Source organism: Nocardiopsis flavescens (genome assembly GCF_900141985.1).
GTDB classification, from domain to species: domain Bacteria; phylum Actinomycetota; class Actinomycetes; order Streptosporangiales; family Streptosporangiaceae; genus Nocardiopsis; species Nocardiopsis flavescens.
On the sequence record NZ_FQZK01000009.1, the window covers coordinates 1 to 26372 of the forward strand.

Below are 26372 nucleotides of genomic sequence, written 5' to 3' on the forward strand. Positions count from 1 at the left end.
TGGATGGGTCGTCATGCGGCGCGGTGGGGTGTGGAGTTCCGGGAGCGGATGACCCGCGGGTACTTCACCCTGGACTACCTGCCCGAGCCCCTGCGTCTACAGGACGCCCCCGGCGTCCGCTACGTCCCCTTGCGCTACATCCCCTACAACGGCCGCGCCGTCGTCCCCGACTGGCTCCTCACCCCGCCCGAGCGCCCCCGCGTCTGCCTCACCCTGGGCACCTCCGCCACCGAGCGCCAGGGCGGCTACTCCGTCCCGGTCAAGGACATCCTGGAATCACTCGCGGACCTGGACGCGGAGATCGTGGCCACCCTCCCCGACGCCGAGCGCGCACACCTGGGAACCCTGCCCCCCAACGTCCGCCCGATCGGCTTCACCCCCCTGGAGCCCCTCGCCCGAACCTGCTCCGCCGTCATCAACCACGGCGGCGCCGGCACGGTGCTGACCATGCTCGACCACGGTGTCCCGCAGGTCATCGTGCCCCGCATGCAGTTCGACGAGAAGTTCATGGCGGCCGGCGTGGAGCGCGCGGGCGCGGCCCTGGTCCTGGGCGCCCGCTCCGCGGTGGGTGGGCGGGAGGTCCGGGAGGCCGTGATCCGCGTGCTCTCGGACCCGGCCCTGCGGCGCGGGGCGGCGGGGGCCCGCGACCTCATGCACGCCCTCCCCGCGCCCTCCGCGTTCGTGGACACGCTCGTGGAGGAGGTGCGGGCCGCCCGCCGGACGAAGGACTCCCCGCACCTTTCCGGAACACCCGGGCACACGCCTTGACCAGGTTCGAGGCCTCTTGCCCTCCGTGTCCGTACTGGTACGGTTGCCGCGCGTTCCCATGAAAATGCACGGTTTTTCTTTCGGAGAGCGAAGGTCGATGGAAGACGTATTCGTTGTCGAGGGAGTGAAGAAATCCTACGGCGATTCGACCGTGGTCGACGGCGTGGGATTCAGAATCAGGAAAGGAGAGATCTACGGGCTTCTCGGCCCCAATGGCGCGGGAAAGACGACGACGATCTCCATCGTCATGGGAATTCTCCAGGCGGATTCCGGGAAAGTCGAGATCTCCGGCATGCCGCACGGCCCCCGCGAGATGCGCACCAAGGCGCTGCTGGGGTTCGTCCCCCAGCAGAACGCCCTCTACGAGGACCTGACCGCCCGGGAGAACCTGCGGTTCTTCGCCCGCCTGTACGGGCTCTCCGGCTCTGTGGCCCGCGAGCGGATCGAGGAGGTCCTCACCGCCGTCGGCCTCGCCGACCGGGCCGACGACCTCGTGTCCTCCTACTCGGGCGGCATGGCCCGCAGGACCGCCATCGCGGCCGGGCTGCTCAACCGGCCCCAGGGCCTGGTCCTGGACGAGCCCACGGCCGGCGTGGACCCCCAGAGCCGCAACGCGATCCTCGAACACGTCCGGGCGCTGGCCGACTCCGGCGTCGCGGTCCTGTACTCCACCCACTACATGGAGGAGGCCGAGCGCATCTGCGACCGGGTGGGCATCCTCGACGACGGCCGCATCAGGGCCGAGGGGACCCGGCGGGAGCTGGTGGACACGCTCGGCGAGCGCGACCGCGTCGTCCTCGAACTCGACGGCGCGGCGGCCGACGCGGCGCGCGCCCTGGAGGAGCTGCCCGGGGTGCACACCGCGGTCGCCACGGAGAACGGCGTGGAGCTGGACTGCGACCGGGGCGCGGAGCTGGCCCCGAGGATCGTGCGCGCCCTCGCCGACCGCGGCCTGGAACTGCGCTCCCTCACGATCCACGAACCCGACCTGGAAGCGGTCTTCCTGCACATCACGGGCAAGGCGCTGAGGGGCTGACACGGACATGTTCGGCATCATCGCGACCATCGCCGCCAAAGACCTCAGACGCAGGCTCAAGGACGGCTCCCTCCTCCTCTTCGGCCTCGCCCTCCCGGTGGGCCTGGCCCTGCTGTTCTCCTCCCTCCTGGGGGACGGGGCGCAGGACGGGCGGGACATCCGCTACCTCGTCGTCGACTCCGACGGCGGAGAGCTCGCCGCGGTCTTCGTCGACGAGGTCCTCGCCCCCCTCGACGAGGACGGCGTCATCACCCTGGGCGAGGAGTCCGACGCGGACGCGGCCCGGGCGGCCGTGGACGAGCGGGAGTACGACGCCGCCTTCGTCGTCCCCGAGGGCTTCACCGCGGCCGTCATGGCCGGGGAGGACGCCTCGATCGGGGTCGTCGGCTCCGCCGACGCCGCCGTCCAGGTCCAGATCGCCCGGGAGATCGCCGAGTCCTTCGCGACCGAGGCGGACGCGGCGCGCGCGGCCGTCGCCTCGGCCCTGGACGCGGGCGCGGCGGCGACCCCCGAGGAGCTGTCCGAGCGCGTCCAGGACGCACCGGTCCCGGTCGCGCTCGCCGAGGTGCCCACGGAGACGTGGCGCCAGCTCGACACCGCGACCTACCACGCCGCGGGGATGGCGTACTTCTTCCTCTTCTTCGTGGTCATGTCGAGCGTCACCGCGCTGCTCGACGAGCGCAAGGGCGGCACGCTCGCCCGGTACCTCGCGGCCCCGGTCCGCCGGTCCTCGCTCCTGGCGGGCAGGGCGCTGAGCGCCACGGTCGTGGGCGTCGCCTCGCTCCTGGTGCTGGCGCTCATCTCCAGCCTGGTGCTGGGGGCGCAGTGGGGCCCGCTGCCCGGGGTCCTGGCCCTGACGCTGTCGGGGGTGCTGGCCGCCGTGGGCATCACCTCCGCCGTGGCCGCCTTCTCGACCTCTTCGGAGCAGGCAGGCAACCGGATCTCCGTGCTGGCCTTCGGCCTGGGCCTGCTCGGCGGCGGGCTCTTCCCCGTCGCCCAGCTGGGGGCCTTCTCCGCCGTCAGCCTCGTCACCCCGCACCACTGGTTCCTCACCGGCCTGGCCGAGCTCTCCGGGGGCTCCGGCGGGGCCGTGCCGACCTCGGTCCTCGTGCTGACGGGGATGGCGGTCGCCGCCGGTGCCCTGGCCTTCTCCCGCGCCGGAAGGATGCTCACCCCATGAAGTTCACAGCGATCGCGCTCCTCAACCTGACCCGGGTCTTCCGGGTCCGGTCGAACATCTTCTACGTGCTGCTGGTGCCGTTCGTCATGGTGCTCATGCTCGGCCTCATGTTCGGCGGCGGGCAGCAGCAGAGGCTGGGCGTCGTGGACGAGGGGGCCGGGGACCTGGGGCAGCGCCTGGTCGCGGCCCTGGACTCCGCCGACCACGTGAACCTCGTCCCGGTCCAGAGCCGGGACGAGATGCTCGCGGAGGTCGAGCGCGGGGAGATCCACGCCGGCATCGTCCTGCCCGGGGACTACGCCGACGCGGTCACCGGGAGCGGGGCCGACGTCGACTTCGTCGCCCGCGAGGGGGACGTGGCCGCCGCGGAGCTGGGCTCCGTCGTACGGGCGGCGGTCCGGGACGAGGCGGCGGTGCTGCGGGCCGCCGCCTTCACGGCCCAGGAGACGGGGGTCCCGTTCGAGGAGGCCCTGGACGGCCTGGACGGCGAGGTCGGCTCCGGCATCGCGGTCGAGGTCGAGACGGCCGGCGAGGCGCTCTTCCCCCCGGGGATCGGCGCGTTCGACCTGTCGGCGCCTCCGCTGCTGCTGCTGTACACCTTCCTGACCGCCATGACGACGGCGTCGGCGCTGGTCGCCACCCGGGAACGGGGGATCGCGCAGCGCATGTACGCCTCCCCGACCCCGACGCGCACCCTGGTGTTCGGCGAGGTGGCCGGGCGGCTGCTCATCGCCCTCGTCCAGGCGCTCGTCATCATGCTCGGGAGCGCGCTGGCCTTCGGCGTCGACTGGGGGGACCCCCTGGGCGCCGCCGCCGTGCTCCTGCTCTTCGTGGCCGTGGGCGGCGGCGCGGCTCTGCTGGTCGGCGGACTGGCCCGCACCGAGGGAGGCGCGGGGTCGCTGGCCCTCCTGCTCGGCCTGGGCCTGGGGGTCCTGGGCGGGACGGCCATCCCGCTGGACGGCTTCGGCGAGACCATGCGCATGTGGGCCCACGTCACGCCGCACGCGTGGGGGTACGACGCCTTCGCCGCGCTCGTCCGCCACGACGCGGGGATCGTCGACATCGCCCCGCAGCTGGGCGTCCTGGCGGCCTTCGCCGCCGTGCTCCTCACCGCGGGGACCCTGGCCCTGCGCCGGTCGATGGTGCGCTGAGGCGGGCGGGGCCGGGGGAGTCCCCCGGCCCCGCCGCCTTTACGACAGGCGCCGGAAGCGGAGCACCGCGGTCCAGGTGAAGAACGCCGCGGCGGCGAGCACCAGGAGCACCTCCGCGGACGCGTCCAGCCGGTGCCCGGACCAGTGGATGCCGGGGTTGAACAGGGCGTGGACCTCGGGCGCGGCCGACACGCGGTCGAAGACCGCCTGGCGCATGGGGTCCACCGCGTACGCGATCGGGTTGTACAGCGCCAGGCGCTCCAGCCACCCGGGCAGCACCCCGACGGGGAACAGCGCGCCGGAGAGCATCACCAGGGGCATCACCAGCAGCTGGGAGACGCCGAAGTAGGTCTGGGTGTTGGTGCTGCCCGCGGCGACCGTCACCGCGAACGCCGCCACCGCCAGGGCGCACACGAAGGACAGCAGCACCAGCTGCGCCATGAGGAGCGGGTGGTAGGGGATCCCCGCGAAGCCCGCCAGGGCGATCACGAACACGGCCTGCGCCGTGGCCAGGAGCGCGGTGGAGAGGATCTTCCCGAAGGCCAGCGCCGCCCGGCTCACGGGGGCCACCAGCATCTCCCGCAGGAACCCCGAGTCCCGGTCGGCCGTCACCGACGAGGCCGAGTACATGACCGCGATGACGATGGTCATGGTCACCACCCCGGGGAACATGGCGGTGTCCAGCCCCACGCCGTCGGGGAGGTCGGGCAGCAGGGACCCGAACCCCCCGCTGACGACGAAGAGCCACAGCAGGGACTGGAGGAACAGCGAGAAGGGCCGCCCCCACTCGTAGAGCGTGCGGATCATCTCGCGCCGCACCATCACCATCACCGTGCGCGCCGCGTGCACCGGCCCGCCGGTCACCGCCACGGGCCCGGCCGCCGTGCTCACCGCGCCCCCCGCCCCTCGGCCAGGGCGTCGAGGAAGCCCGCGGCCCGCTCCCAGTCCTCCCGGTCCACGGTGAGCACGGTGACGTCGCGCAGCACCCCGCCGTCCACGACGAACTCCCGCAGGCACCCCTCGTTCTGGACCCGGACCGGCACGTGCGCCAGGGCGCGCGGCTCCGGGTCCACCGTCCACACGTAGACCTTGCGGACGCGGAACATGGCGAAGGCGTAGTTCAGGGTGAGCGCGCCCGCCGCCGCGGCGTGGTCCTCCCCGGCTCCGGCGGCGAGGTGCGGCTCCGCGCGGACGTGGCCGCCGTTGAGGTCCATGGAGTGCAGTCCGCTGACGCCCACCACCGTGCCGTCCCCGGCGTCCCGGACCGTGAACTGGGCGCTGTGCCGCCCCGGCGCCGCGGGCACCAGCTGGGACAGCACCTCGGCCGAGGGGAGGCCCTCGGAGCCCAGGAGTTCGTGCATCCGCTCCGGGGACAGGAGCCGGGACACCCGCAGCACGGTCCCCGGGGTCTCCAGGCGCGGGTGCAGGACGCCCTGCTGCTTGTGGTCGGCGGGCCCGCTCCCGGAGCGGGGGTAGGCCGTCACGGCCGGTCCCCGGGGGCCCCGCACAGGAGCGCGGCGATGCTGCGGACGTCCCTGAGGTCCTTGGCGGTGATCCTCTCCACCGCCACCGAGCCCTCGAACTCCCGGTGCAGGAAGTTGAGCAGGACCGCTGAGTTGAGCGAGGTGAGCAGCCCCCAGTCGATCAGGGGGGAGGTCGGTTCGAGCTCTCCGCCCGGGTCGCCGTCCAGGAAGCGCTCGCGGATGAAGGCCATCAGCACCTCTTCCGTCTTCTCGCGGTCGGGACCTGCGTTCACGGGGCTTCTCCGTTCGTCATCTGCTCGGCCGCGGCGGTGAGCCCGGCCCGGTCGATCTTTCCGTTGGCGTTGCGGGGCAGCTCGTCCACGAAGCGGATGAGGTCGGGCACCATCCCCGGCGGCAGCCGCTCGACGAGGTGGCGCCGGACCGACAGCGCCCCCGCGCCACCCGGCGCGGGGACCAGGAAGGCCGTCAGCGCGGCCTCCAGGCCCGAGCCCGCGCAGACCACCGCCGCCCGGGCGACGCCGGGGTGGCTCTCCAGGACGGCCTCCACCTCGTGGGGCTCGATGCGGTGGCCGCGGACCTTGAGCATCGAGTCGCGGCGGCCGACGTAGTCCAGCAGCCCGTCGGGCAGGACCCGGACGAGGTCGCCGGTCCGGTGCGGCCCGTCGAGCGGGGGGTGCCCCCAGTAGCCGAGCATGAGAGTGGGCCCCGCGACGACCAGCTCGCCCACCTCGCCGGGCCCCGCGGCGGCGCCGTCGTCGCGCAGGACCTCCAGGAGGTCCCCGCACGCGGCGCGGCCGATCGGCGCGGGCCGGTCGCGCTCCAGGTCGGCCGCGCGCACCTCGTGGAACGCGCACACGTTCGTCTCGGTGGGCCCGTACAGGTTGAGCAGGCGGGCGCCGGTCCACGCGGCCAGCTCGCGCACGTACCGGACGGGGAAGGGCTCCCCCGCGAAGAGCACCGCCCGCAGCCGTTCGGGCGCCGGGTGCTCCGTCAGGCCCCCGCGGCGCACCATCGCGGTGAGGACCGAGGGCACGGAGTACCAGACGCTGATCCGCTCCCGCCGCAGCAGGTCGACGAGCGCGTGGGGGTCGTGCGCCCGGTCCTCCGCCACCAGGAACACCGACGCCCCCGCGCGGAAGGCCGCGTACAGGTCCAGGACGGACAGGTCGAAGCCGAACGAGGCGTGGTTGGCGAAGACGTCGTCGGGGCGGGCCCCCACCTCGGCGGCGGCCCAGCCGACGAACGCGAGCGCCGCGCCGTGGGACACCGTCACGCCCTTGGGGCGGCCCGTGGACCCCGACGTGTAGAGGATGTAGGCCGGGTCCCCGTCGCCGGCGGGCGCCGGGAGCGCGGTGCCGCGCACCGGCCCCCGGGCCAGGCCCAGCGGCAGGACGCCGGCCGGCGCGGGGAGCCCGGCCAGGGCCGGGACGCGCCCGTCCGAGGCCACCACCGCCGCCGCGGAGCAGTCCTCGGCCAGCGCGCGGACCCGGGCGGCCGGCGCGTCCCCGTGCACGGGGACGTAGACCGCCCCCGCGCGCAGGACGGCCTGGGTGGCCGCCACCAGGTCCGCCGACTTGGGGGCCCACAGCACGACCCGGTCGCCGCGCCCGACGCCCCGCGCCGCCAGCTCCTCCGCCAGAGCCCGGGACCTGCGGTCCAGCTCCGCGTACGTCACCGGGCCGTCGGCGTCGCGCACCGCTACGGCGTCCGGGGTGCTCCGCGCGGCCTCGCGCACCGCCGCGTCCAGGCTCACAGCCCGAGTCCCCGGGCGATGATCTCCCGCTGGATGTCCGAGGTCCCGGAGAACACCGGGCCGTGCAGGGCGTCCAGGAGGTCGCGCAGGGGCCCGCCGCCCTCCAGGAGCCCGGCGGCGCCGTACAGCCGCAGCGCCTGCACCGAGTTCTCCAGGGCCGCCTCGGTCACCGCGAGCTTGGCCGAGGACGCCCGCCACACGGCGTCGTCCTCCCCGCGGTCCAGTGCCGCGCACGCCCGGTGGAGCATGAGGCGGGCCGCCTCCGCCCGCTGGTGGAGGTCGACGACGCGGTGGGAGACGGCCTGGAATTCGGCGAGGGGGCGGCCGAACCGGTGCCGACGCCGGGCGTGCTCCGCGGCGTCCCGCACCTGCGCGTCCATCATGCCCAGGAGGACCGCCGGCAGGCAGGCCCGCTCCCAGGCCATGGCGTGCTGGAAGAGCGCGGCCCCCTGCCCCTCGAAGCCGATGCGCAGCGAGGCGGGGACCCGGCACCCGCGCAGCCCCACCGCCGCGGAGGGGCAGCCCTTGAGCCCGCTCTTGGGGTGGGCGGGGCCGACGGTCAGCCCGGGGGTGTCCGCGGGCACCGCGAAGGCGCTGGTCCGGAAGGGGCCGCCGTCGGGGTCGGTGACCGCGTAGACCACCACCACGTGCGCGATGGGCGCGTTGCTGACGAAGGACTTGTCCCCGTCGATCACGTAGGAGTCGCCGTCGCGCACCGCCGTCGTGGTGATCGCCCCGATGTCGGATCCGGACGCCTCCTCCGTCATGGCGTTGGCGAGGATCACGTCCCCGGAGGCGACGCCGGGCAGGAGCGAGGCGAGCGGCCCGGCGGCGCCGCCGAAGTCGCGGAGCGGGACGGCGCCCGCCAGGAGGTGCGCGGCCACCGCGAAGGCCGTGCCGGTGTCGCCGTACCCCGCGCTCAAGGCCTCCAGGCCGCGCGCGGTGTCCACCGCCCCGGCGCCGCGTCCGCCGTGGCGCTCGGGCAGGCACAGGCCGGCGACCCCCAGTCCGGCCAGCTCCTTCCAGGCGGCGCGGTCCAGGGGGGCGCGCCCGCCGGCCCCGGACCGGCGCAGCGCCCCGGCCCCGGCCCGGACCTCCTCCGCCCAGTCGGGGCCCGCCGCAGCGGTCGTCTTGTCTTCCACGGGTCCTCCTCGCCGGTTCAGCCCTGGTCGTCGGGGTCGAGGACCCGCACCACGGCGCAGGAGACCGTGACGCCCGAGCCGAGGCCGCCCAGGATCACGTGGTCACCGGGGCCGACCTCCTTGTTGTCCATCAGGTGGCGCAGCCCCAGGAAGGGGTCGCCGGCGCCGATGTGGCCGACCCGGCGCCCGTAGTCCCAGGTGGACGCCGACAGCGGCAGGTCCAGCACCGCCAGCCACCGGTGCTCCAGGTCCTCGGGGCCCAGGCTGGTGAACGCCGCCCGGGCGAGGTCGGCGCGGGTGACCCCGGCCTCGGCCATGGTCCGGCTCACGACCTTCAGCATCTTTTTGTGGACGTCCATCCACAGGTCCGTGCCGGCGCCGGTCTCCTCCAGGTGGCGGGTGAAGGCGGCCTCCCGCGCGGCGAAGTCCACCACGCCGTGGTCCGTGGTCGCCTCCGGGGGGAAGGCGGGAGCGCCGAACCGGTGCGTCTCCTCCAGCTCCGGCACCACCATGGAGTTCACCGACAGCACCTCGACCGCGCCGTGGCCGGGGGCCAGGACCAGGGCGCAGGCGCCGTCCCCCATGAAGGAGCTGTTCGACGTCCACCGGTTCATGTGCGGCGTGCCGAAGTTGTCCGAGCTGACGACGAGGGCGCCCCCCGGGGCCGGGCGGACCGCCAGGTGCGCGGCGGCCAGCTCCAGGCCCGCGAACAGGGCGTTGCACCCCTGCCGGATCTCCAGGGCGAGGGCGTCGCCGGTGCCGAGGTGGTGCTGGAGGTGGGACTGCGGGAACCAGCCCTCCGGTCCCTGGTGCCAGGTGTCGGCGTACAGCACCAGGGACAGCTCGGCGGGGTCCATCGACGCCCGCGCGAGGGCCTCGCGCGAGGCGCGCAGCGCCATCTCCGGGGCGGAGAGCGCCCCGGCCACGGCGGCCCCCGTCATGTCGAGCCTGCCGGGCGCCTCGGGCGGGCACAGCCCCTCGGCGACGGCGGAGGCCGCGGGGACGGCGTCGGGGACGAACGCTCCGAGTCCCCGCAGGTAAAGGTCGGTGGTCCGCATGGGTCGGCCTTCCGGATCGGTGGGTGCGTGTCAGGGCGAGGAGGCGGTCCAGGTGCGCCGTGCGAGTTCGTAGGAGGCGACCAGGGGCTGCCAGGTCCGGGGGATCGGGCGCACCACGAAGGTCATGTAGCCGAGCGTCCCGCGGTAGCCGTTCAGCCAGGCGTGGCGGTACTCGCTGACGGCGAGCAGGACCCGGGGCGTCTCGGCGCCCGCGCCCGCCCCGTCGCCGTCCAGCGCCCAGCGGGTCAGGCCGTCCACGCAGGCCCAGACGAAGTCGTCCCACTCCTGCTCGGTGCTCTTGTGCCCGTACACGGGCGCCCACCCGGCGTGGGCGATCGAGTCGATCGTCTCCTCCAGGCTGCCGTGGTCCTCGCGGGAGGCGTCCAGGACGCGCAGGCACTCCTCGTCGGGCTCGCGCTCCCAGATGCCCTGGCCGATGATCATCCGGCCCTGCGGGGACAGCAGCGGCCGCAGCTTCTCCAGCATCGGCTCCAGGCCGCCGAAGGCCTCGGGCAGGCCCGCGCAGACGATGAGGTCGAACCGCTCGTCGGGCAGGTCGCGGACCGCGTCCCCCACGCGCAGGTCGACCCGGTCGGATAAGCCCCGCTGCTCGGCCTCCGCGCGGGCCCGCTCGATGAACGACGCCTCCATGTCGATGCCCACGCAGGTGGCGTCGGGGCGGAACTCCAGGATCTTGAAGATCCAGCCGCCCAGGCCGCAGCCGACGTCGAGGACCCGCGGCGCGTCGGCCACGGCGGCGCGCCCGAGGATGCGCCGGACCGATTCGTCGTACAGCGGGTTCAGGACCGGGTGGATGTCGTGGGCCCGGTTCCAGACGGACTCGTTGCTCGTGATCCGTTCCTGCCAGGTGGTGGTCTCCTGCGGCATGGTCTCTCCGGTGGTTCGGCCGCCGCCTCAGGCGTCGGCGGGGGTGCTGAAGGGGTGGGGGACGGCGTCGGCCAGCACGGCCCGGGCCGCGCGGACCTCGGGCGCCAGGGGGCGGTCCTGCTCCAGCGGGGGGCAGGCGCGGGCGAGGTCCTCCCACGGGCCGCCGCCGGGCACGGGCAGGTCCAGCAGCGCGGTGTACTGCGCGGTCCCGACCGCCAGGGAGGCCACCGCGAGCCAGCCCAGCTCCGCGGCGTCGGCGACGGAGTTGGCCCCGTTGAGGGCCATGGGCACGTGGTCCTGGTTGCCGTTGTTGGTGGGCAGCGCGGTCAGCGAGGACGGGTACACCAGCTGCCGGATCCGGGACACGAACGACGTGGCGCTGATCTGCACCCCGGCCAGGCCGCTCCCGGCCCCCGGCACGGGGGTGAGCATGGGGTTGGCGCCGCCGTTGGTGACCGGGGAGACCAGCAGTGCCAGCTGGCGCTCCGCGAGGAAGGCGACCTGCTGGAGGCACAGCCCGATCTGGTCCGAGGCCAGGCCCACCGGCATGGCGTGGAAGTTCCCGCCGTGCAGGATCTCGCCGTCCACACAGACCGGGTTGTCGGTGCAGCCCTGCGCCTCGCGGGCGAGGATCGTGCCGCACGCCTCCAGCTGGTCCAGGACCGCGCCCAGCACCTGCGGCGCGCACCGCAGGCTGTAGGGCTCCTGGAGCGGGCGCGAGGCGTCCCGCTCGAACCCCTCGGGGATCTCCCGCCGGATCCACTCCGCCGCGACGCGCTGGCCGTGCTGGCCGCGGGCCCGCCCGATCCCGTCGTGGAAGGCCTCGGGGTTCGCGCCCAGGACCACGGTGTTGCGCCCGGTGAGCATCGCCGTCGCCCGGACGAGCCGGGACACCTCGTGGTGGTTGGCCAGGCTCTGGGCGAGGCCGGCGCTGGTGCCGTTGACGAAGGCGAGCGCCTCCCGCCCCGACCACCGGACGGGGGAGGCCCCGAGGTCGGCCAGGACCTTCTCGGCCGGCCGCACCCGCCAGGCGCCCTCCTCCCGGGCCCACGCCTCGCCGCGGCCGGCGAAGGCCAGGGCCGCGTGGGCCAGGGGCTGGAGGTCGCCGCTGGCGCTCACCGTCCCCTCCCGGGGGATCACCGGGGTGAAGCCGCGGTTCCAGAGGTCGGCCAGGACCCGCCAGAAGTCCGGGTCGACCGAGGAGTGGCCCTGCCGCATGCCGGACAGGCGCAGCCACACGACCAGCCGCGACACCTCGGGGGACAGGGGCGCGCCCTGGCCCGACCCCAGGTGCGAGATCAGGCCCGCGCCCTGGTCGAAGCGGGAGTCCGACGCCCGGTAGGTCACCAGGGGGCCGAAGCCGTGGGTGACCCCGTAGACGGGCTCGCCGCGGTCGAGCTTGCCGTCCAGGATCTCCCGGCTCGCGCGCATCCTCTCGGCGTCGCCGGGGCCCAGGGACAGGGCGGCGTCCCAGGCCGCCTCCCGGAGGATCTCCTCGGGCAGGGGGGGCGCGCCGTCCGCGGTCGCGCCGGTCGGGTGGGTGGATCGGGTCACGTGGGCACTCCAAGGGCGAGGGGGTTCAGTGCAGGGTCCGGAGTTTGCCGGTATCCGAGCGGTCGATGTGCTCCGCCGAGCGCACGGCCCGCGGCTGCACGGGGAGGCGGGCCAGGGCCGCGCCCAGCTCCGCCCCAGCGGGGGGGCCGCCGGGACCCGGGACGATCACCAGTTCGAAGTGCTCGCCCACGAGGTCGTCGCGCACGGGAACGCAGGCCAGGTCCGCGCAGGCGATCCCCTCACGCAGGGTCTCCTCCAGGAAGTCGAGATTCCACCGGCGTCCGTTCACGTTCACCAGCCGCTCGCGGCGGCCGGAGAAACGGAAGCTCCGCGGTCCGGTGCGCCGCACGTGGTCGTCCATCCGGCACCGCGCGGGAGGGGCCTGCCCGTGGGGGAACGCCAGGCGCGGGCCGCGCACGCACAGCGGCTCCTCCGCGTCGGCCCCCGGTGCCCCGTCCGCGAACTCCACGTCCTCGAACAGGGTCCAGTCGGGTGTCCCGGAGGAGGCCCTGCGCACGGCCACACCGCCGGACTCCGTGGAGCCGAAGATCTCCGTGAGCGAGATCTTCGCGCCCGCGGGCCCGGTGAGGAGGGCCTGCGCCGACGAGGGGAGCATCGCCGTGCTGTGCAGCAGGGTGAGGCGCTCCGCCGCCTCCACCCAGGCGGCCCGCCGCGCCAGCATCCGGAAGGTCCAGGGGATGGCCATCACCGCCCACCGGCGGCGGGACCCGGCATCGGGCAGGGCGCCGTACCTGGGCAGGTACACGACGGGCAGGCCCAGGCGCGCGGGGACCAGGACCCCGGCGAGCATGCCGTACAGGTGCCGGGGCGGGGCGAAGGTCAGGACCGCCCCTGGCTCCTCGCCGCGGACGAGGTCGGCCAGCAGCCCGGCCTCCGCCCAGAGCTGTTCCCAGGTCCGGCACCAGGGACGGCCGACCCCGGTGGCCGACCCCGAGCTGTGGAACTCCGTCGTCGGCCCCAGGGCCTCGGCGAGCACCGGCCCGGGGTCCCCGACGGCGCTCCAGTCCAGGGACCAGGGCGCGTCGGTGAGCGCGTCGGAGCGCAGCAGCTCGGCCGAGAGCCGACGGGGGTCGATCTCCTCAGGGGCCACGGTGTCCTCCTCGTGCGTGTGGCGGCGGGTGCGCGGGTGGTCCGGATTGTCCCGCTGGCGAGACAGCCCGGGCGGCGGGTCACCGCTCCGCGGAGGTCCCCAGCAGGTCGCGGTGGGCGGGCGCGCGCAGCGGCTCCCACCAGGAGCGGTTCTCGGTGTACCAGCGGATCGTGCTCTCGATCCCCTCCTCGAAGGGCACCGAGGGGCGGTAGCCCAGCTCCCGGCGGATGCGGGAGTCGTCCAGGGAGTAGCGGCGGTCGTGCCCCTGGCGGTCCTCGACGAAGCGCACCAGCGACTCGTCCAGGCCGAGCTGGGAGACGAGGGTGCCCGCCATCCGCACGTTGCTGAGCTCGGTGTCCCCGCCGATGTTGTAGGTGGCGCCCGGGCTCCCGCGCTCGGCCACCAGGGCGATCCCGCGGCAGTGGTCGTCCACGTGGACCCACTCGCGGACGTGCCGGCCGTCCCCGTAGAGCGGCACGGTGAGGCCGTCCAGGAGGCGGGTGATGAACAGCGGCACCAGCTTCTCGGGGAACTGGTAGGGGCCGTAGTTGTTGGAGCACCGGGTGATGCACGTGTCCAGGCCGAAGGTGCGGTGGTACGCCCGGGCGAAGTGGTCGGAGGCCGCCTTGGAGGCGGCGTAGGGGGAGTTGGGCGCCAGCGGCCGGTCCTCCGCCGCCGACCCCTCCGAGAGGGAGCCGTAGACCTCGTCGGTGGACACCAGCACGACCTTGTCGACCCCGGCCTCCAGGGCCGCGTCGAGCACCGTGTGCGTGCCCAGGACGTTGCTCCTGACGAAGTCGCCGCCGTCCGCGATCGAGCGGTCCACGTGGGTCTCGGCGGCGAAGTGCACGATCAGCGAGACCCCGCGGACCATTTCCGCCACGGTCTCCCGGTCGCACACGTCGCCCTGCGCGAAACGCAGCCGCGGGTCGTCCAGAACGGGGGAGAGGCTCGACAGGTTTCCGGCGTAGGTCAGCTTGTCCAGGACCACGACTTCATCGCAGCCGAGACCGGGATAACCCCCCGACAGCGTTTGTCGGACGAAGTGGGACCCGATGAAACCCGCACCACCGGTTACTAGCATTCGCATGGGTTCGACCTTCGCTAGGAGTTGTCCCAGGCCTCTGAGACGTTCATGACGTACTGACCGTAAGAGGAATTCCTCATTTTCAGTCCGAGGTTGTAGCAGGCCTCGGGACCGATGAACCCCATGCGCAGCGCGACCTCTTCGAGGCATGCCACGCGGATGCACTCCTGGAGTTCCAGGTGGCGGACGTACTCAGAGGTCGCGAGAAGCGATTCCGGCGTCCCCGTGTCCGCCCACGCAATTCCCTGCGCGAGGGTGACGATGGACGCCCGCTTCTCTTCGAGGTAGGCGGCGTTCAGGTCCGTGATCTCCAGCTCGCCCCGCTCCGAGGCGGCCAGCTCCGCGGCCATCTCCGGGGCGTGCTCGTCGTAGAGGTACAGCCCGGTCACGGCCAGGTCCGAGGCCGGGGACGCGGGCTTCTCCTCCAGGGAGCGGAGCACGCCCGCGGCGTCCACCTCCGCGATCCCGTACCGCTGCGGGTCGGGGACCCGGCGTCCGAACAGGACGCAGCCGTCGAGCCGGTCGCGCGCCTGGGACAGGTGCTCCGGCAGGCCGGTGCCGTGGAAGACGTTGTCGCCCAGGATGAGCGCCGAGGGGCCGCCGGCGAGGTGCTCCCGGCCGATGATCAGCGCCTCGGCGATCCCGCGCGGGCGGTCCTGCGGGAGGTAGGCCAGTTCCAGGCCGAGGTCGGAGCCGTCGCCCAGGAGTTCGGCGAACAGCGGAAGGGAGGCCGGTGTGGAGATGACGAGGATCTCGCGGATGCCCGCCTGCATGAGGGTGGCGAGCGGATAGTAGATCATCGGCTTGTCGTAGACCGGGAGCAGCTGCTTCGAGATCGACCTCGTGATCGGCAGAAGACGGCTCCCCAGTCCTCCCGCCAGGATTATCCCTTTCAAGTTGCCCTCCCGGGGCGAACAGAAGCACCCGGTGCCCCGCGAACTCTTCCCATGAATCAGGACCGACCTTTCCATGGTTATGCGTCGCGGTACGCCGAATCCTTCTCCGGTTGTTTCCGGAGGAAGTTCTCCCCCGACTCGAAAACGGTTTCTCGTAGTGACGGGAGGAACTCATCCATATCGTGCGCCCCCCGCGTGCGGTCATCATGGCCTGGCGAGGTGAAGAGGTATCATCTACGATCCCTTTTCGTCACCGCACCCCTCCCGACTGCAGAGGAAAAACGGAGCCATGCGCGTTCTCATCACCACACATGCCGATTCGGTCGGCTTCTCGAGCATGGTGCCGCTGGCCTGGGCCCTGCGCAATGCCGGCCACGAGGTGAGGGTCGCCACCCAGCCCGCGCTCACCGAGGAGGTGGTCATGTCGGGTCTGACCGCGGTCCCCGTCGGCGAGGACCACCGGTTCCCCAAGCTGGAGGAGTGGTCCTCCGAGCACGAGGACGAGGACGACCCCCTGCTCGACCTCCTCACCTCCCGTCCGGAGGACGTGGAGTGGGAGCTGTTCTCGGAGGTCTACACGGACTCCGTGAACTGGTGGTGGAAGGTGGTGAATGATCCGTGGGTGGCGGAGCTGGTGGGTTTTTGCCGGTGGTGGGGTCCGGACCTGGTGTTGTGGGAGCCGGTGTCGTTCGCGGGGGGTGTGGCCGCGGAGGTGGTGGGCGCGGTGCACGGGCGGGTGTTGTGGGGGATGGACCTGTTGGGGCGGATGCGGTCGCGGTTCGTGGACGCTCTGGCGGCGCGGGGCGGGGGGCGGGACCCGCTGGCGGAGTGGTTGGGGGACCGGGCGGGGCGTGCGGGCGGGGTGTTCTCCGAGCGGATGGTGCGGGGGCATTTCACGGTGGATCCGCTGCCGGAGGTGTTGGGGCTGGGTGCGGTGGCGGGGGTGGAGCGGGTGCCGGTGCGGTACGTGCCCTACAACGGGCCGGCGGTGGTGCCGGAGTGGGTGCCCGGTGGCGGGGTGCGGGTGTGCGTGTCGTTGGGGACGTCGGTGGTGGAGCGCCTGGGGGGGTATTCCTCGGGTGTGGGGGGTGTGCTGGAGGGGGTGGCGGCTGCTGCGGGCGGGGGTGGTGTGGTGGCTGCTCTGCCGGGTTACGGGGGTGCGGTGCCGGCGGGGGTGCGGTCGGTGTCGTTCGTGCCGTTGCACGTGGTGGTGCCGGGGTGCGGGGTGTTGGTGGATCACGGGGGGCCGGGGACGTTGCTGACGGGGATGGCGCACGCCGTCCCCCAAGTCCTCCTCCCGCACCCGCACATGTTCGACGCCCCGCTGCTCGCCGCCCGGTACGAGGCGACCGGAGCCGGGCTGGCCGTGCCCGCCGACCGCGTCTCGGCGGGTTCGGTGCGGGAGGCGGTGGAGCGGGTGCTGTCGGAGGGGTCGTTCGCGGGCGGGGCGGCGTGGCTGCGGGACCGGATGGAGGAGATGCCCTCGCCGGCGGCGTTCGCCGCCGGGGTGGAGGACCTCGTCGACCGCCACCGGTCCGCGGGCGCGCCTCAGCCCGCGTGATCGGACACCAGGGACCCGATGTCCCGGGCGACCTCGCCCGGTGAGGGGGCGGCCTCCATCCCCTCCCGCAGGCGCAGCCCGGCCCCGGTGTAGGAGGGGTCGCGGAGCAGCAGGTCGACCGCGTCCCGCACCGCCTCGCCGGTGACCTCCCCCGGCGCCAGGTGCAGGCCCGCCCCCTGCGCGGCGAACCGCTCGGCGAGGGGCCCGGAGTCGTACATCCGCGCGTGCGGGACCACGAGCTGGGGCACCCCCGCCGTCAGGGCGGTGAGGAACGTGCCGCTGCCCCCCTGGTCGACGAAGGCGGAGCAGGTCCGGGCGAGGGGCTCCAGCGGGGTGAAGCCGACCGGGCGCACGTTGGGGGGCAGGGCCCCCAGCCGCCCGCGCTCGGCGGCGGGCAGGGTGGCCACGATCTCCGCGTCCAGGTCCCCCAGCGCGGTGAGCACCTCGCGCAGCGGCAGGGTGAACCCCCCGTACCGCTCGGTGGCGGAGGTGCCCAGGGTGAGGCAGACGCGGGGGCGTTCGGGCGGGGTGAGGAGCCAGTCGGGGACGACGGCGCGGCCGTTGTAGGGGATGTAGCGCAAGGGGACGTAGCGGACACCGGGGGCGTCCTGTAGACGCAGGGGCTCGGGCAGGTAGTCCAGGGTGAAGTACCCGCGGGTCATCCGCTCCCGGAACTCCACACCCCACCGCGCCGCGTGCCCGTCCAGCCACTCCGCCAGCGGATCGCGCCGCGCCGCGGGGGGCCACGCCGCCATGGCGCGCAGGTAGGCGTCCCGCGACCGGCCCAGGAAGTCCAGGCTCCACAGGATGCGCGCGTGCACGGCCCCCACCGCCTCGGCGGCGACCGGGGCCGCCAGCGCCGTGGGCTCCCAGAGGACGAGGTCGGGGCGCCACCGGCGGTACAGCGCCACCGAGGACGCGAACATCGGCTCGTTGACGACCCGCAGCCACCAGGTCACCAGCCGGGCGTACCCCCGGAGCGTCTCCCCCGGGTCGCCGCCGAAGTCGCACGCCGTGAGGTCCAGCTCCGCGCCGTCGCTGCCCCGGCGGTCCAGCATGCGGCCCAGGCGGAAGTCCGGGCCCACGACCGCGCCGGGGAGCCCCGAGGCGGCGACCGCCCCCATCAGGGCGGGCTGCCCCGCCACCAGGACCTCGTGGCCCGCCGCCCGCAGGGCCCACGCCAGCGGCACCATGCCCAGGAAGTGGGTGCGCTCGCCCTGGGCCGCTATGAGGATGCGCATCGTCGGGCCTTTCCGTGCGGTCCGGGCCTACCGGACGAGGGACGGCGGCCTGCCCTGCGCGGACTCCTCGGCGTCGCGCAGCGAGGCCCCCGTGTGGTGGATGAACACGTCGTCCAGGCTGGGCCGGGTCACGCTCACCGAGGTGATGACCGGTCCGGGCCCGGTGAACAGGCGGGGCACGAAGGCCGCGCCGTCGGCGACCGCGAAGACCACCTCCGCGCCGCGCAGCTCGGCCTTCACCGAGAACCGCTCCTCCAGCAGCCCGACCAGGGCCCCGGGGTCGTCGGTCCCCACGCGCACCATGTCGCGGCCCACCGCGGCCTTGAGCTCGCCGGGGGGCGCCAGGGCCACCACGGCCCCGGCGTCCATGATGGCGATCCGGTCGCAGTTCTCGGCCTCGTCGAGGTAGTGCGTGGTCATGAAGACGGTCAGCCCCTCCTCCTCGTGAAGGGTCCGCACGTGCTCCCAGACGGCCTGCCGCGTCTGCGGGTCCAGGCCGATCGTCGGCTCGTCCAGGAAGAGCACGCGGGGGGAGTGCAGCAGCCCCCGGGCGATCTCCAGGCGCCGACGCATGCCGCCGGAGTAGGTGAAGACCCGGGAGCCCCGGCGGTCCCAGAGCCCGACGACCTCCAGGACGCGGCGGATGCGCTCCCGGGCGTGGGTGCGCGCCAGCCCGTAGAGGTCGGCGTGGAACCGCAGGTTCTGCTCCGCCGTGAGGTAGAGGTCCAGGGTGGACTCCTGGAAGACCAGGCCGATGTTGCGGCGCACCAGGTGCGGCGAGCGCACCACGTCGTGGCCCGCCACCGCCGCCGTGCCCGTGCTGGGGGCCAGCATCGAGCACAGCATGGTGATCATGGTCGACTTCCCGGCCCCGTTGGGGCCCAGGAGCCCGAACACCTCGCCCGCCGCGATGTCGAGGTCCGTCGGCCGCACGGCCTCGAAGTCCCCGTAGCTGCGGCCCAGGCCCCGGGTGGAGACCACCGGGGCGCCGGCGCCCCCGTCGCTCACCGGGCGGCCTCCGGCTCGGTCCTGCGCCAGAACACCCCGGAGCGGTCGATCCGCGTGATCGGCTCCGTGATGCCGTGCCGCTTGCGGAAGTGCTGGACCGCCAGGCGGCAGGGGGCCAGGGCCCCGTAGTCGTCGATGATCACGAAGCCGCCCACCGAGAGCCGGGGGTAGAGGTGCGTCAGCGCGTCCATGGTCGACTCGTAGAGGTCGCCGTCCACCCGCAGCACGGCCAGCGACTCCACCGGGGCGGTCGGCAGGGTGTCGCGGAACCAGCCCTGGAGGAAGCGGACCCGGTCGTCGAGCAGCCCGTAGCGGCGGAAGTTCTCCTCCACCTGCTCCCGGGAGACGCCCAGCAGGTCGTTCCACAGGTGCACGGACCCGCCGCGGTCGGCGGGGTAGCGCTCGGGGTCGGCCTCGGGGAGACCCTCGAAGGAGTCCGCCACCCACACCGTGCGGTCCCGCACGCCGTGCGCCTCCAGCACGGCCCGCATGAGGATGGTCGCCCCGCCGCGCCAGACGCCCGCCTCCAGCAGGTCGCCGGGCACGCCGTCGGCGATCACCCGCTCCGTGCACTCCTGGAGGTTGTCCAGGCGCTGGCGGCCGATCATCGTGTGCGCCGCGGAGGGGATGTCCAGCCCCTCGGTGCGGCTGCCCTCGTCGAAGGGGCGCACCTCGCGGCGGTCGACCTCGATGGTCCCCGACCAGTCGCCGAACCACACGCGCGGGTCCTGGTAGATGGTGTTGGACAGACTGCGCTTCATGAGGTCCAGATAGAGCCGGACCGGCTCCGCCACGTCGTTCATCGGTGCGTGCCCTTCCCCGCGGAGGCGGCGGCGACCAGGCGGTTCACGAACGGAGCCACCTGCGTCTCCCACATCTCCCGCTGGATCGAGTAGTAGTAGAAGTCCCAGTACCGGCCGCGGAAGAACCCGTGGTCCCGCAGGGTCAGTTCGCGCGGCAGGGATACCAGTTCCGTGTCGAACCGGTCGGTGCTCGCGTCGGTCGTGATGAAGTAGACCTTGCGCACCGCGTCCCACCGGGCGAACGCGAAGTTGATGAGCAGGGTCATGGACTCGGCGCCGACACCGAACGCGAGATTCTCCCGCTCGGTGTAAATGGCGGCATTCATATGCCCCGCCGGCTCGGGGCCCCGCAGGGAACAGCAGCCCACGATCTCGCCGTCGGTCTTCTGCTGGACGAGGAAGGCCGTCACATTCGTTCCCAGCAGGGAGGAGATGCGTTCCTCCTGCGCCTCCACGGTGAAAACGAGCTCCAGGCCCGAGCGCAGGAGATGTCCGTGCAACTGGTCCGAGTTCGACTCGGTAACGGGTATGAGCCGGACGTTCCGGCTCTCCAAGTGTGTAATGAGCACCTGTGCACCTCGCTGGTGGTTCTCGGCCGCGGCCGGACGGTTCTGCCGGTCCTTTCCCGACGGGGGTTCCAGGCGGGCCGCGGGGCCCGTCCGCCGACGGCGTGACTGTTCTACCAGATCCGATCCCCTTCGCACTGTCTCGCTGGCGGGACAATGCGGCCGTTCCCGAGGAGGCCCGCCGGTCGTCGGAGCACGGACCGTTGACGGTGGCACATGCGTGATCTAGTGTGGCGCGCACCCTGGCCGAATAACTAATTCGCCAGGGTGCGACGATGTTAGGAGAGGAGGGGTGATGGCCGATTTCGAGGACGTTCTCGTCGAGACCGAGACGGGTGACGAGGGTGCGCAGCCCATCAATATCATCTGTTAGTGTGACGGAATTCCAAGGTTGCCGCCCCGTCCCGTTGTCAGGAGGAAAGATAATGGCCGATTTCGAGGATGTCCTCGTTGAGGCGGAAGCCGACGACGACGGCGCGCAGCTCATTGATATCTTTTGTTAGTGTGACGGAATTCGAGGGCTGCCGTTCCGGTCGTTTCGGCTGCTCTTGTCCGGGCGGCGGACGGTGGTAGAAAACGGGCCGCGGGCCCGTCCTTGCCGGACCCGTGGCCCGGTTTCGTGAACGCCTTGCGGAAGGGTGACGGAAAAGCTTTCGGGAACATCGACTGAATCGGGAGAGACCCATGTCCCACGCCGACCGCGGGGATGCTTACAAGCCGTCCAGGTTCAATGTCGTCACTCGGGCGGAGGCCGGCGGGCTCGTCATCTACAACTCGATGCGCGGCAGCATCTTCCGGATCACCCCTCCGACCGACGACCGCGTCCACGACCTCCTGCACAACCGCAACGCCGTCCTGCGGCGCGACGAGGACCAGGGGGAGCTGTTCGACGCCCTCCTGGACCGCGGCTTCCTGGTCGACGCCGACCACGACGAACTCGCGGCGGCGGAGGAGGTCAGCGCCCGGCGCAAGAACCGCACCGACGTCCTCGACCTCATCATCATGCCCACCGAGGCGTGCAACTTCCGCTGCCACTACTGCTACGAGGACTTCGCCCTGGGGCGGATGCTCACCAGCGTCCGCGAGGGCGTGCGCAACCTCGTCCGCGAGCGCCACGCCGCCACCCCGCTGCGCCGCCTCACCGTCTCCTGGTTCGGCGGCGAGCCCCTGGTCGCCTTCGAGGTCATCGAGGAGCTGAGCGCCTTCTTCCTCTCCTTCTGCGAGGAGAACGGCGTCGAGTACTCCGCCGCGGTCACCACCAACGGCTACCTCCTCACGGAGGACGTGGCCCGCCGCTGCCTGGACCTCGGTATCACCCGGTACCAGATCACACTCGACGGCCCCCGGGACGCGCACGACGCCAGCCGGTACCTCATCGGCGGCGGCCGGACCTACGACACCATCCTCGCGAACCTCGACGGGATGGCCGCCCTCTCCGACGACTTCCACGTCACGCTGCGGACCAACTTCACCTCGGAGAACGACGCGCGCGTCCCCGAGCTGATCGACGAGCTGGCCCGGCACTTCTCCGGCGACGCGCGGTTCGACGCGATCTACCGCCCGGTGGGGGAGTGGGGAGGCCCCCAGGACGCCGAGACGGGGGCCCACTCCGGCAAGGAGGCCGAGCTGCGCAAGCTGGAGCTGTGCTCCCACGCGGCCGACCACGGGCTGAGCCACGGGGACGACCGCATGCTCCGCCCCCACGGGTCGGTCTGCTACGCGGCCTCCCCCTGGTCCTTCGTCATCAGGCCCAACGGCGTGGTGAACAAGTGCACGGTGGCGCTGCGCGACGAGCGCAACGCGGTGGGCCTGCTGCGGGAGGACGGCGACCTCGGCCTCAACGCCGAGCGCATGGGCCTGTGGGTCGACACCGACGACACCAGCGACTCCGGGTGCCAGACGTGCTTCTTCCGCCCCGCCTGCCAGGGGGCCGCGTGCCCACTGGTCCGGCTGGAGGAGGAGCGGCGCCCCTGCCCACCGCACAAGGTGTGGATCGGGCCCACCATCGAGACCTACGCGGCCATGGCCCGCCGTACGGCCCGGTCCAAGGCGGCCGCAGGATGAACGGGTCGCTCGCCCGCGGCCCCGCCGTGGACATCGACGCCCTCTGGTTCGCCTGGGCCGGGGCCGACGGGATCCTGCGCACCGCGCGGTTCGACACCGCCGAACCGCTCATCCGCCGGACCGGGGCGGCGTGCGACGCCGTCGTCCCCGGCCACGGCCCCGGGCGCTTCCTCGTCGTGCGCGAGGGGACCGTGCGCCCCTGGACCGCCGCCACCGGCGACGAGTGGCCCCCGGTCGACCTCCCTGAAGGCGTCCACCGGCTCATGGAGGTGCCGGGCGGACCCGGCGCGGACACGCCCCACCTGCTCGCCGCGGTCCCCGGCGCCCTGCTGCGCCACGGCTCCGGGGGCTGGCACGTCCTGGAGGAACCGGACGCGCCGGTCATCGCCCTGGCCTGGCAGTTCCGCCGGCACCGGGCGCTGGCCTTCACCGCGTCGGGCGCCGTGCACGGGTACGACCCCGCCACGGGCCTGCTGGAGCCGTCCTCCCCTCCCTCGGCGGACCGCTACCGGCTCGCCCTCTACGACGAGATCCTGGGCGGGGTGTGGGCGCTGCCCGAGGAGCGGCCCGACCGCGCGCACTTCCTGCGGGTCGAGCCCGGTCCGCCCGAGCGCGTCTACGACGTCGCCCTCCCGGCCGCCGCCGTCGGCCTGGGCGTCTCCCACAGCGGTGAGTGGCTCATCGTGCGGGCGCGCGGCGAGGCGCCCTCCGCCTGGCTCTACAACGTCAACGGCGCCCGCTCCTTCCCGGCGCCTCCCGCCATGGCCGTCTCGGCGTGGCCGGGGGCCTTCACCTTCGACAACCACCTCGTGGCCGTGCGCGACGACGAGGTGCAGATCGTGGAGATCCCCGCACGGGCCGACGTCCGCGCGCCGGGAACGGCCCTGGACATCGAGGTCTTCTGGGAGGCGAGGCCCCGCATGCACCGCGCCAGCAGGGTGAGCGGTCCCTGAGGGACCGCTCGCGGCCCGGCGCGCCGGTTCCGGGGACAGCCCCGGACCCGCGCCGGAATCTCCAAGCGCGCCCTGCCCACCCGCGCTCCCCCGGGTTCCCGGGAGGAGTCGAACCGAGAAAGGAAGGAGGGAGAATGGACGCTTTCGAAGAGATCCTCATCGAGTCCGAGGCCTCCGGCGACAGCTACGACGCCGCGGACGTGAACTTCGGCTGCTGATGATCGGCGCCCGAAGGTCGGGGCCGTGGTCCTCTCGCGAGGGCCACGGCCCCCTCTCCTTCCCGGGTCAGAACCTGGGGGCCATCGCCGGGGCCCGCAGCGTCCCCAGGAACGGGTGCCACGGGTGGGACGGGTCGTTCTCCACCACGGCCAGGACGTCCCGCATCGCCTGGAGCACCCGCGGCTCCTCACCGTCGTAGACGTCGCCCTGGAGCATCTTCAGGACGTCGGTCCGGTACCGCGGGTCCTGCACGAACACCGTGAAGAGCACGTTGAGGCGGTAGTAGATGCTGATGAACTCGTACCAGTAGGAGACGGCGCGGCGCAGGGTGTCCTCGTACGCCTGGAAGGCCGCCGCGGGGAACCCGCCACCGGCCTTGTGCGCGGCCAGGATGTCCCGGCACGCCAGGCGCGCGCTGTTGAGGGCCACGCTCACGCCGCTGGAGAAGATCGGGTCGACGAAACGGGCCGCGTCGCCGATGAGGACGTACCTGTCGCCGCAGATCCTCTCCATGGCGTAGCTGTAGTCGGCCTCCGCGGTGAACGGCCGGACGCGCTCCGCCTTGCGCAGGGCGGCCTCCAGCTTCGGGTGGCTGGAGACGAAGTCCCAGAAGAAGTCCTCGCGTTCCGCCCCCGCCTCCCGGAAGCGGGCCTTCTGCGTCACCACCCCGATGCTGGTGACGGTCTCGGTGATGGGGATCTGCCACACCCACGTGTCCTTGATGGGCAGGAAGTGCACGAAGATGTGGTCCGCCCGCTCGGGGGAGCTGGTCAGCGACTCGCGGTCGAGCCCCTCGAACCACGTGTGCACGGCGTACTGGTCGAACACCGGGTCGAAGACCTTCATCTTGAGCTGCCGGCCCAGCACGCCCTGGCGGCCCGAGGCGTCCACGACCACGCGGCAGGTGAGGTCGACCTCCGACCTCCCCAGCCGTGCGGTGACGGTGACCAGCTCCGGGTCGTCCAGGTCCACGCGCAGCACCCTGACCCCGGAGAACACCTTGGCGCCCCGCGCCTCGGCGTTCTTCATGAGGATCAGGTCGAACCGCCCGCGGTCGACGTGGTACGTGTAGTCGCGCTCCACCCCGACCTGGTCGCGCTCGACGAACTGCACGTCCGCCGTCCACGCGTGGCTGAGCTCGGAGAACTCGCTCGGCGGGAGGTCGCGTGTCTCCGCCGTGGTCCAGGAGGCCCCGTACTTGCGGGGGAACCCGGCGGCGTCCACCTCCTCCAGGGCTCCGGTCTCGTGGAGCACCGGGGTGGTCGCGGGCACCAGGGACTCCCCCACGTGCGGGCGCGGGAACACGGCGCCCTCGATGAGGGCCACCGACATCCCGCCCATGGCGAGGTAGGCCGCGGCCGTCGATCCGGCCGGCCCGCCCCCGATGACGATCGCGTCGAAATCAGTGTTCATCCGTATCCTTCGGTGTCGTTGAAGCTCCAGCGGTCCGGAGCGGTCCGGTTCCGCGGGCCGGGGCCGGCGGTGCGCCGGCGGGGACGGGGCGGTCCGCGGCGGCGGGCGGCGGCTCCCCGCGGCGGCGGACGTGGCGGTCCAGGGCGTCCAGCAGCGGGCCGGTGAGGACGGTCGTCACGACCGCCATCACCGTCAGCGCCGCGAAGACGGGGGCCGTGATGATCCCGGCCGTGAACCCGATGTTGAGGACGATGAGCTCGGTCAGGCCGCGGGTGTTGAGCAGGATCCCCACCCGCAGGGAGGAGACCGGGGTGCGCCCGCCCAGGCGCGCGCCCAGGTAGCCGCCGCCGACCTTCCCCGCGACCGCGGCCAGGGTGGCCACGACGACGAGGTCCCAGGCCGTGGTGCCGGTCGCCGCCTCGGCCAGGGTGATCCCGGAGACCACGAAGAACAGCGGCACCCCGACGAGCCCCGCGCGCCCGACCGCGGCGACCGGCCGCAGCCACGGCCCCGCCGGGATCGCCAGGGCGACGAGCGCCGCCCCCAGCGGGAGGGTCAGCCCCCCGTGCTCGGCGCCCATGCCTGCGGCCGCCGCCGCTGCGGCCACCAGGACCGCGGCGGTCCGGGGGGAGCGGCGGCACAGCCCGGAGACGGCGTCCGCCGACAGCAGGCGCCGCAGGACGGAGGCCGCGACCGGGCCGAGCACGAGGACGGCCGCGGCGGCCCCGAACCCGACCGTGTCGGCGCCGTGCAGGACCAGCGCCACGGCCAGGAGGGTCCAGCCGACGGCGTCCACGATGATCGCCGCGGTCATCGACAGCCTCCCCTCGGGGGTGGCCGCCTCCCCGCGGTCGGTCAGGATGCGGGCCAGGACCGGGACCGCGGTGATGCTGAAGGCCACGACCAGGTAGAGGGCCAGGGCGGCCGTGGAGGCGTCGCCGCGGGCACCGCCCCCAGGGGAGGCGGACAGCCAGGCCAGGACGAGCAGGCCGGTGGCCGCCGGGGGGACCAGCGCGCCGGCCACGACCCAGCCGGCCGACCGCGCCCCCTGGCCGGTCCCGGCCGAGCGCAGTTCGTGCACCAGGCCGACCAGGAACAGAGCCAGCCCGACCTGGGCCAGGACGTGCAGCCGGTCGAGGGCGTCGTCCGGCACCACGCGGGCGAAGGCGTCACCGCCCAGCACCTGGAGCAGCAGGGGGGCCAGGAGGAGGCCGGCGGCCACCTCGCCGATGACCGCGGGTTGACGCAGTAAGGAGACGAGGCGGCCGCAGCCGCGGGCGATGGTGAAAGCGACGATGCCGAGCGCCAGTGCGTGGAGCACCGTCAGCGCTTCCTGGGGCACACTCATGTTGGATGCGACACCTTCCCGAAGAGAGCCGATGACACGGCCGGAGCGGGGAGGTGCGGTCGCCGGGCACCGCGGGCGTATCGGCGAT

Annotated in this window: 24 protein-coding genes; 7 read left to right on the forward strand and 17 right to left on the reverse strand. The window is 73.4% G+C overall.

The features are described 5' to 3' along the window. The 4 genes from BUE45_RS15695 to BUE45_RS15710 form a co-directional block, all read left to right on the forward strand. Window positions 1-768: nucleotide disphospho-sugar-binding domain-containing protein (locus BUE45_RS15695; protein ID WP_143173374.1), on the forward strand; the 768-nt coding region annotated here is incomplete at its 5' end. Between the two features lie 97 nt (window positions 769-865). Further along, window positions 866-1804, forward strand: a complete 939-nt coding sequence (locus tag BUE45_RS15700) for an ABC transporter ATP-binding protein (RefSeq protein WP_073380083.1) — start codon at window positions 866-868, stop codon at window positions 1802-1804. Between the two features lie 7 nt (window positions 1805-1811). After that, window positions 1812-2984 carry an ABC transporter permease gene (locus BUE45_RS15705; protein ID WP_073380084.1) on the forward strand — a complete coding sequence of 391 codons (1173 nt, stop codon included), beginning with the start codon at window positions 1812-1814 and terminating at the stop codon, window positions 2982-2984. Then, window positions 2981-4135: an ABC transporter permease gene (locus BUE45_RS15710; protein ID WP_073380085.1), complete on the forward strand. Its 1155-nt coding sequence runs from the start codon at window positions 2981-2983 to the stop codon at window positions 4133-4135. Before BUE45_RS15705 ends, BUE45_RS15710 begins: the two co-directional genes overlap by 4 nt. Window positions 4136-4174: 39 nt before the next feature. Here the strand turns inward: BUE45_RS15710 and BUE45_RS15715 are convergent, their stop codons facing one another. From BUE45_RS15715 to rfbA, 11 genes are all read right to left on the reverse strand, one after another. Further along, entirely contained in the window at window positions 4175-5026 is an 852-nt protein-coding gene (locus BUE45_RS15715) for an ABC transporter permease (protein WP_073380086.1), read from the reverse strand. After that, a complete protein-coding gene (locus BUE45_RS15720) occupies window positions 5023-5619 on the reverse strand; it encodes a GNAT family N-acetyltransferase (protein WP_143173375.1) in 597 nt (198 codons plus the stop codon). The genes BUE45_RS15715 and BUE45_RS15720 overlap by 4 nt, the downstream gene beginning before the upstream one ends. Beyond that, entirely contained in the window at window positions 5616-5891 is a 276-nt protein-coding gene (locus tag BUE45_RS15725; RefSeq protein ID WP_073380088.1) for a hypothetical protein, read from the reverse strand. Before BUE45_RS15725 ends, BUE45_RS15720 begins: the two co-directional genes overlap by 4 nt. Next, window positions 5888-7372: an amino acid adenylation domain-containing protein gene (locus BUE45_RS15730; RefSeq protein WP_073380089.1), complete on the reverse strand. Its 1485-nt coding sequence runs from the start codon at window positions 7370-7372 to the stop codon at window positions 5888-5890. The genes BUE45_RS15725 and BUE45_RS15730 overlap by 4 nt, the downstream gene beginning before the upstream one ends. Then, window positions 7369-8514, reverse strand: coding sequence for an acyl-CoA dehydrogenase family protein (locus BUE45_RS15735; protein WP_073380090.1), 1146 nt, complete (start codon window positions 8512-8514; stop codon window positions 7369-7371). Before BUE45_RS15735 ends, BUE45_RS15730 begins: the two co-directional genes overlap by 4 nt. A 17-nt stretch (window positions 8515-8531) precedes the next feature. Then, window positions 8532-9572 (reverse strand): ketoacyl-ACP synthase III family protein, encoded by a 1041-nt coding sequence (locus tag BUE45_RS15740; RefSeq protein ID WP_073380091.1) that lies wholly within the window; start codon window positions 9570-9572, stop codon window positions 8532-8534. 30 nt (window positions 9573-9602) lie between these two features. Then, window positions 9603-10460 carry an SAM-dependent methyltransferase gene (locus BUE45_RS15745; protein ID WP_073380092.1) on the reverse strand — a complete coding sequence of 286 codons (858 nt, stop codon included), beginning with the start codon at window positions 10458-10460 and terminating at the stop codon, window positions 9603-9605. Window positions 10461-10487: 27 nt separating this feature from the next. Next, complete coding sequence (locus tag BUE45_RS15750; RefSeq protein WP_245833263.1) at window positions 10488-12014, reverse strand: aromatic amino acid ammonia-lyase; 1527 nt, start codon at window positions 12012-12014, stop codon at window positions 10488-10490. Window positions 12015-12039: 25 nt separating this feature from the next. Then, window positions 12040-13125, reverse strand: coding sequence for a class I adenylate-forming enzyme family protein (locus tag BUE45_RS15755; RefSeq protein ID WP_073380093.1), 1086 nt, complete (start codon window positions 13123-13125; stop codon window positions 12040-12042). Window positions 13126-13204: 79 nt separating this feature from the next. Then, on the reverse strand, window positions 13205-14215 hold the full coding sequence (rfbB, locus tag BUE45_RS15760; protein ID WP_073380094.1) for a dTDP-glucose 4,6-dehydratase: 1011 nt from the start codon (window positions 14213-14215) through the stop codon (window positions 13205-13207). A gap of 14 nt (window positions 14216-14229) precedes the next feature. Beyond that, window positions 14230-15108 carry a glucose-1-phosphate thymidylyltransferase RfbA gene (gene rfbA / locus BUE45_RS15765; RefSeq protein ID WP_073380269.1) on the reverse strand — a complete coding sequence of 293 codons (879 nt, stop codon included), beginning with the start codon at window positions 15106-15108 and terminating at the stop codon, window positions 14230-14232. 289 nt (window positions 15109-15397) lie between these two features. Between rfbA and BUE45_RS15770 the strand changes: the two genes are divergently transcribed. Beyond that, window positions 15398-16669 carry a nucleotide disphospho-sugar-binding domain-containing protein gene (locus BUE45_RS15770; protein WP_073380095.1) on the forward strand — a complete coding sequence of 424 codons (1272 nt, stop codon included), beginning with the start codon at window positions 15398-15400 and terminating at the stop codon, window positions 16667-16669. On the opposite strand, the gene BUE45_RS33850 is transcribed toward BUE45_RS15770, so the two are convergent. Genes BUE45_RS33850 through BUE45_RS15790 form a run of 4 tightly spaced genes read right to left on the reverse strand, consistent with a single transcriptional unit; the run spans window position 16657 to window position 20221 of the window. Beyond that, window positions 16657-17910 (reverse strand): nucleotide disphospho-sugar-binding domain-containing protein, encoded by a 1254-nt coding sequence (locus BUE45_RS33850; protein ID WP_073380096.1) that lies wholly within the window; start codon window positions 17908-17910, stop codon window positions 16657-16659. The two genes, BUE45_RS15770 and BUE45_RS33850, sit on opposite strands and share 13 nt — an antisense overlap. 27 nt (window positions 17911-17937) lie before the next feature. Then, window positions 17938-18918 (reverse strand): ATP-binding cassette domain-containing protein, encoded by a 981-nt coding sequence (locus BUE45_RS15780; RefSeq protein WP_073380097.1) that lies wholly within the window; start codon window positions 18916-18918, stop codon window positions 17938-17940. Further along, complete coding sequence (locus tag BUE45_RS15785; RefSeq protein ID WP_073380098.1) at window positions 18915-19721, reverse strand: TylF/MycF family methyltransferase; 807 nt, start codon at window positions 19719-19721, stop codon at window positions 18915-18917. Before BUE45_RS15785 ends, BUE45_RS15780 begins: the two co-directional genes overlap by 4 nt. Beyond that, the gene (locus BUE45_RS15790) at window positions 19718-20221 is read right to left on the reverse strand and encodes a GNAT family N-acetyltransferase (protein WP_143173376.1); all 504 of its coding nucleotides are present in this window, start codon (window positions 20219-20221) and stop codon (window positions 19718-19720) included. Before BUE45_RS15790 ends, BUE45_RS15785 begins: the two co-directional genes overlap by 4 nt. A gap of 750 nt (window positions 20222-20971) precedes the next feature. Here BUE45_RS15790 and BUE45_RS15795 point away from each other — a divergent pair. Together BUE45_RS15795 and BUE45_RS15800 are read left to right on the forward strand one after the other, a co-directional pair. Continuing rightward, entirely contained in the window at window positions 20972-22351 is a 1380-nt protein-coding gene (locus tag BUE45_RS15795; protein ID WP_073380100.1) for a radical SAM/SPASM domain-containing protein, read from the forward strand. Next, window positions 22348-23304: a hypothetical protein gene (locus BUE45_RS15800; RefSeq protein WP_073380101.1), complete on the forward strand. Its 957-nt coding sequence runs from the start codon at window positions 22348-22350 to the stop codon at window positions 23302-23304. Before BUE45_RS15795 ends, BUE45_RS15800 begins: the two co-directional genes overlap by 4 nt. A gap of 285 nt (window positions 23305-23589) precedes the next feature. On the opposite strand, the gene BUE45_RS15805 is transcribed toward BUE45_RS15800, so the two are convergent. Both BUE45_RS15805 and BUE45_RS15810 read right to left on the reverse strand, forming a co-directional pair. Then, the gene (locus BUE45_RS15805) at window positions 23590-24936 is read right to left on the reverse strand and encodes an NAD(P)/FAD-dependent oxidoreductase (protein ID WP_073380102.1); all 1347 of its coding nucleotides are present in this window, start codon (window positions 24934-24936) and stop codon (window positions 23590-23592) included. Next, window positions 24926-26284 carry a cation:proton antiporter gene (locus BUE45_RS15810; protein WP_084737368.1) on the reverse strand — a complete coding sequence of 453 codons (1359 nt, stop codon included), beginning with the start codon at window positions 26282-26284 and terminating at the stop codon, window positions 24926-24928. Before BUE45_RS15810 ends, BUE45_RS15805 begins: the two co-directional genes overlap by 11 nt. Window positions 26285-26372: the final 88 nt, after the last annotated feature.

Excerpts from the sequence above, each read along its gene's own strand:
- BUE45_RS15810 (WP_084737368.1), bottom strand. The coding sequence starts at position 26,284 with ATGAGTGTGCCCCAGGAAGCGCTGACGGTGCTCCACGCACTGGCGCTC.
- BUE45_RS15800 (WP_073380101.1), top strand. The coding sequence starts at position 22,348 with ATGAACGGGTCGCTCGCCCGCGGCCCCGCCGTGGACATCGACGCCCTC.
- BUE45_RS15770 (WP_073380095.1), top strand. The coding sequence starts at position 15,398 with ATGCGCGTTCTCATCACCACACATGCCGATTCGGTCGGCTTCTCGAGC.
- BUE45_RS15745 (WP_073380092.1), bottom strand. The coding sequence starts at position 10,460 with ATGCCGCAGGAGACCACCACCTGGCAGGAACGGATCACGAGCAACGAG.
- BUE45_RS15700 (WP_073380083.1), top strand. The coding sequence starts at position 866 with ATGGAAGACGTATTCGTTGTCGAGGGAGTGAAGAAATCCTACGGCGAT.
- rfbB (WP_073380094.1), bottom strand. The coding sequence starts at position 14,215 with ATGCGAATGCTAGTAACCGGTGGTGCGGGTTTCATCGGGTCCCACTTC.
- BUE45_RS15710 (WP_073380085.1), top strand. The coding sequence starts at position 2,981 with ATGAAGTTCACAGCGATCGCGCTCCTCAACCTGACCCGGGTCTTCCGG.
- BUE45_RS15740 (WP_073380091.1), bottom strand. The coding sequence starts at position 9,572 with ATGCGGACCACCGACCTTTACCTGCGGGGACTCGGAGCGTTCGTCCCC.
- BUE45_RS15785 (WP_073380098.1), bottom strand. The coding sequence starts at position 19,721 with ATGAACGACGTGGCGGAGCCGGTCCGGCTCTATCTGGACCTCATGAAG.
- BUE45_RS15795 (WP_073380100.1), top strand. The coding sequence starts at position 20,972 with ATGTCCCACGCCGACCGCGGGGATGCTTACAAGCCGTCCAGGTTCAAT.
- BUE45_RS15805 (WP_073380102.1), bottom strand. The coding sequence starts at position 24,936 with ATGAACACTGATTTCGACGCGATCGTCATCGGGGGCGGGCCGGCCGGA.
- BUE45_RS15705 (WP_073380084.1), top strand. The coding sequence starts at position 1,812 with ATGTTCGGCATCATCGCGACCATCGCCGCCAAAGACCTCAGACGCAGG.
- BUE45_RS33850 (WP_073380096.1), bottom strand. The coding sequence starts at position 17,910 with ATGCGCATCCTCATAGCGGCCCAGGGCGAGCGCACCCACTTCCTGGGC.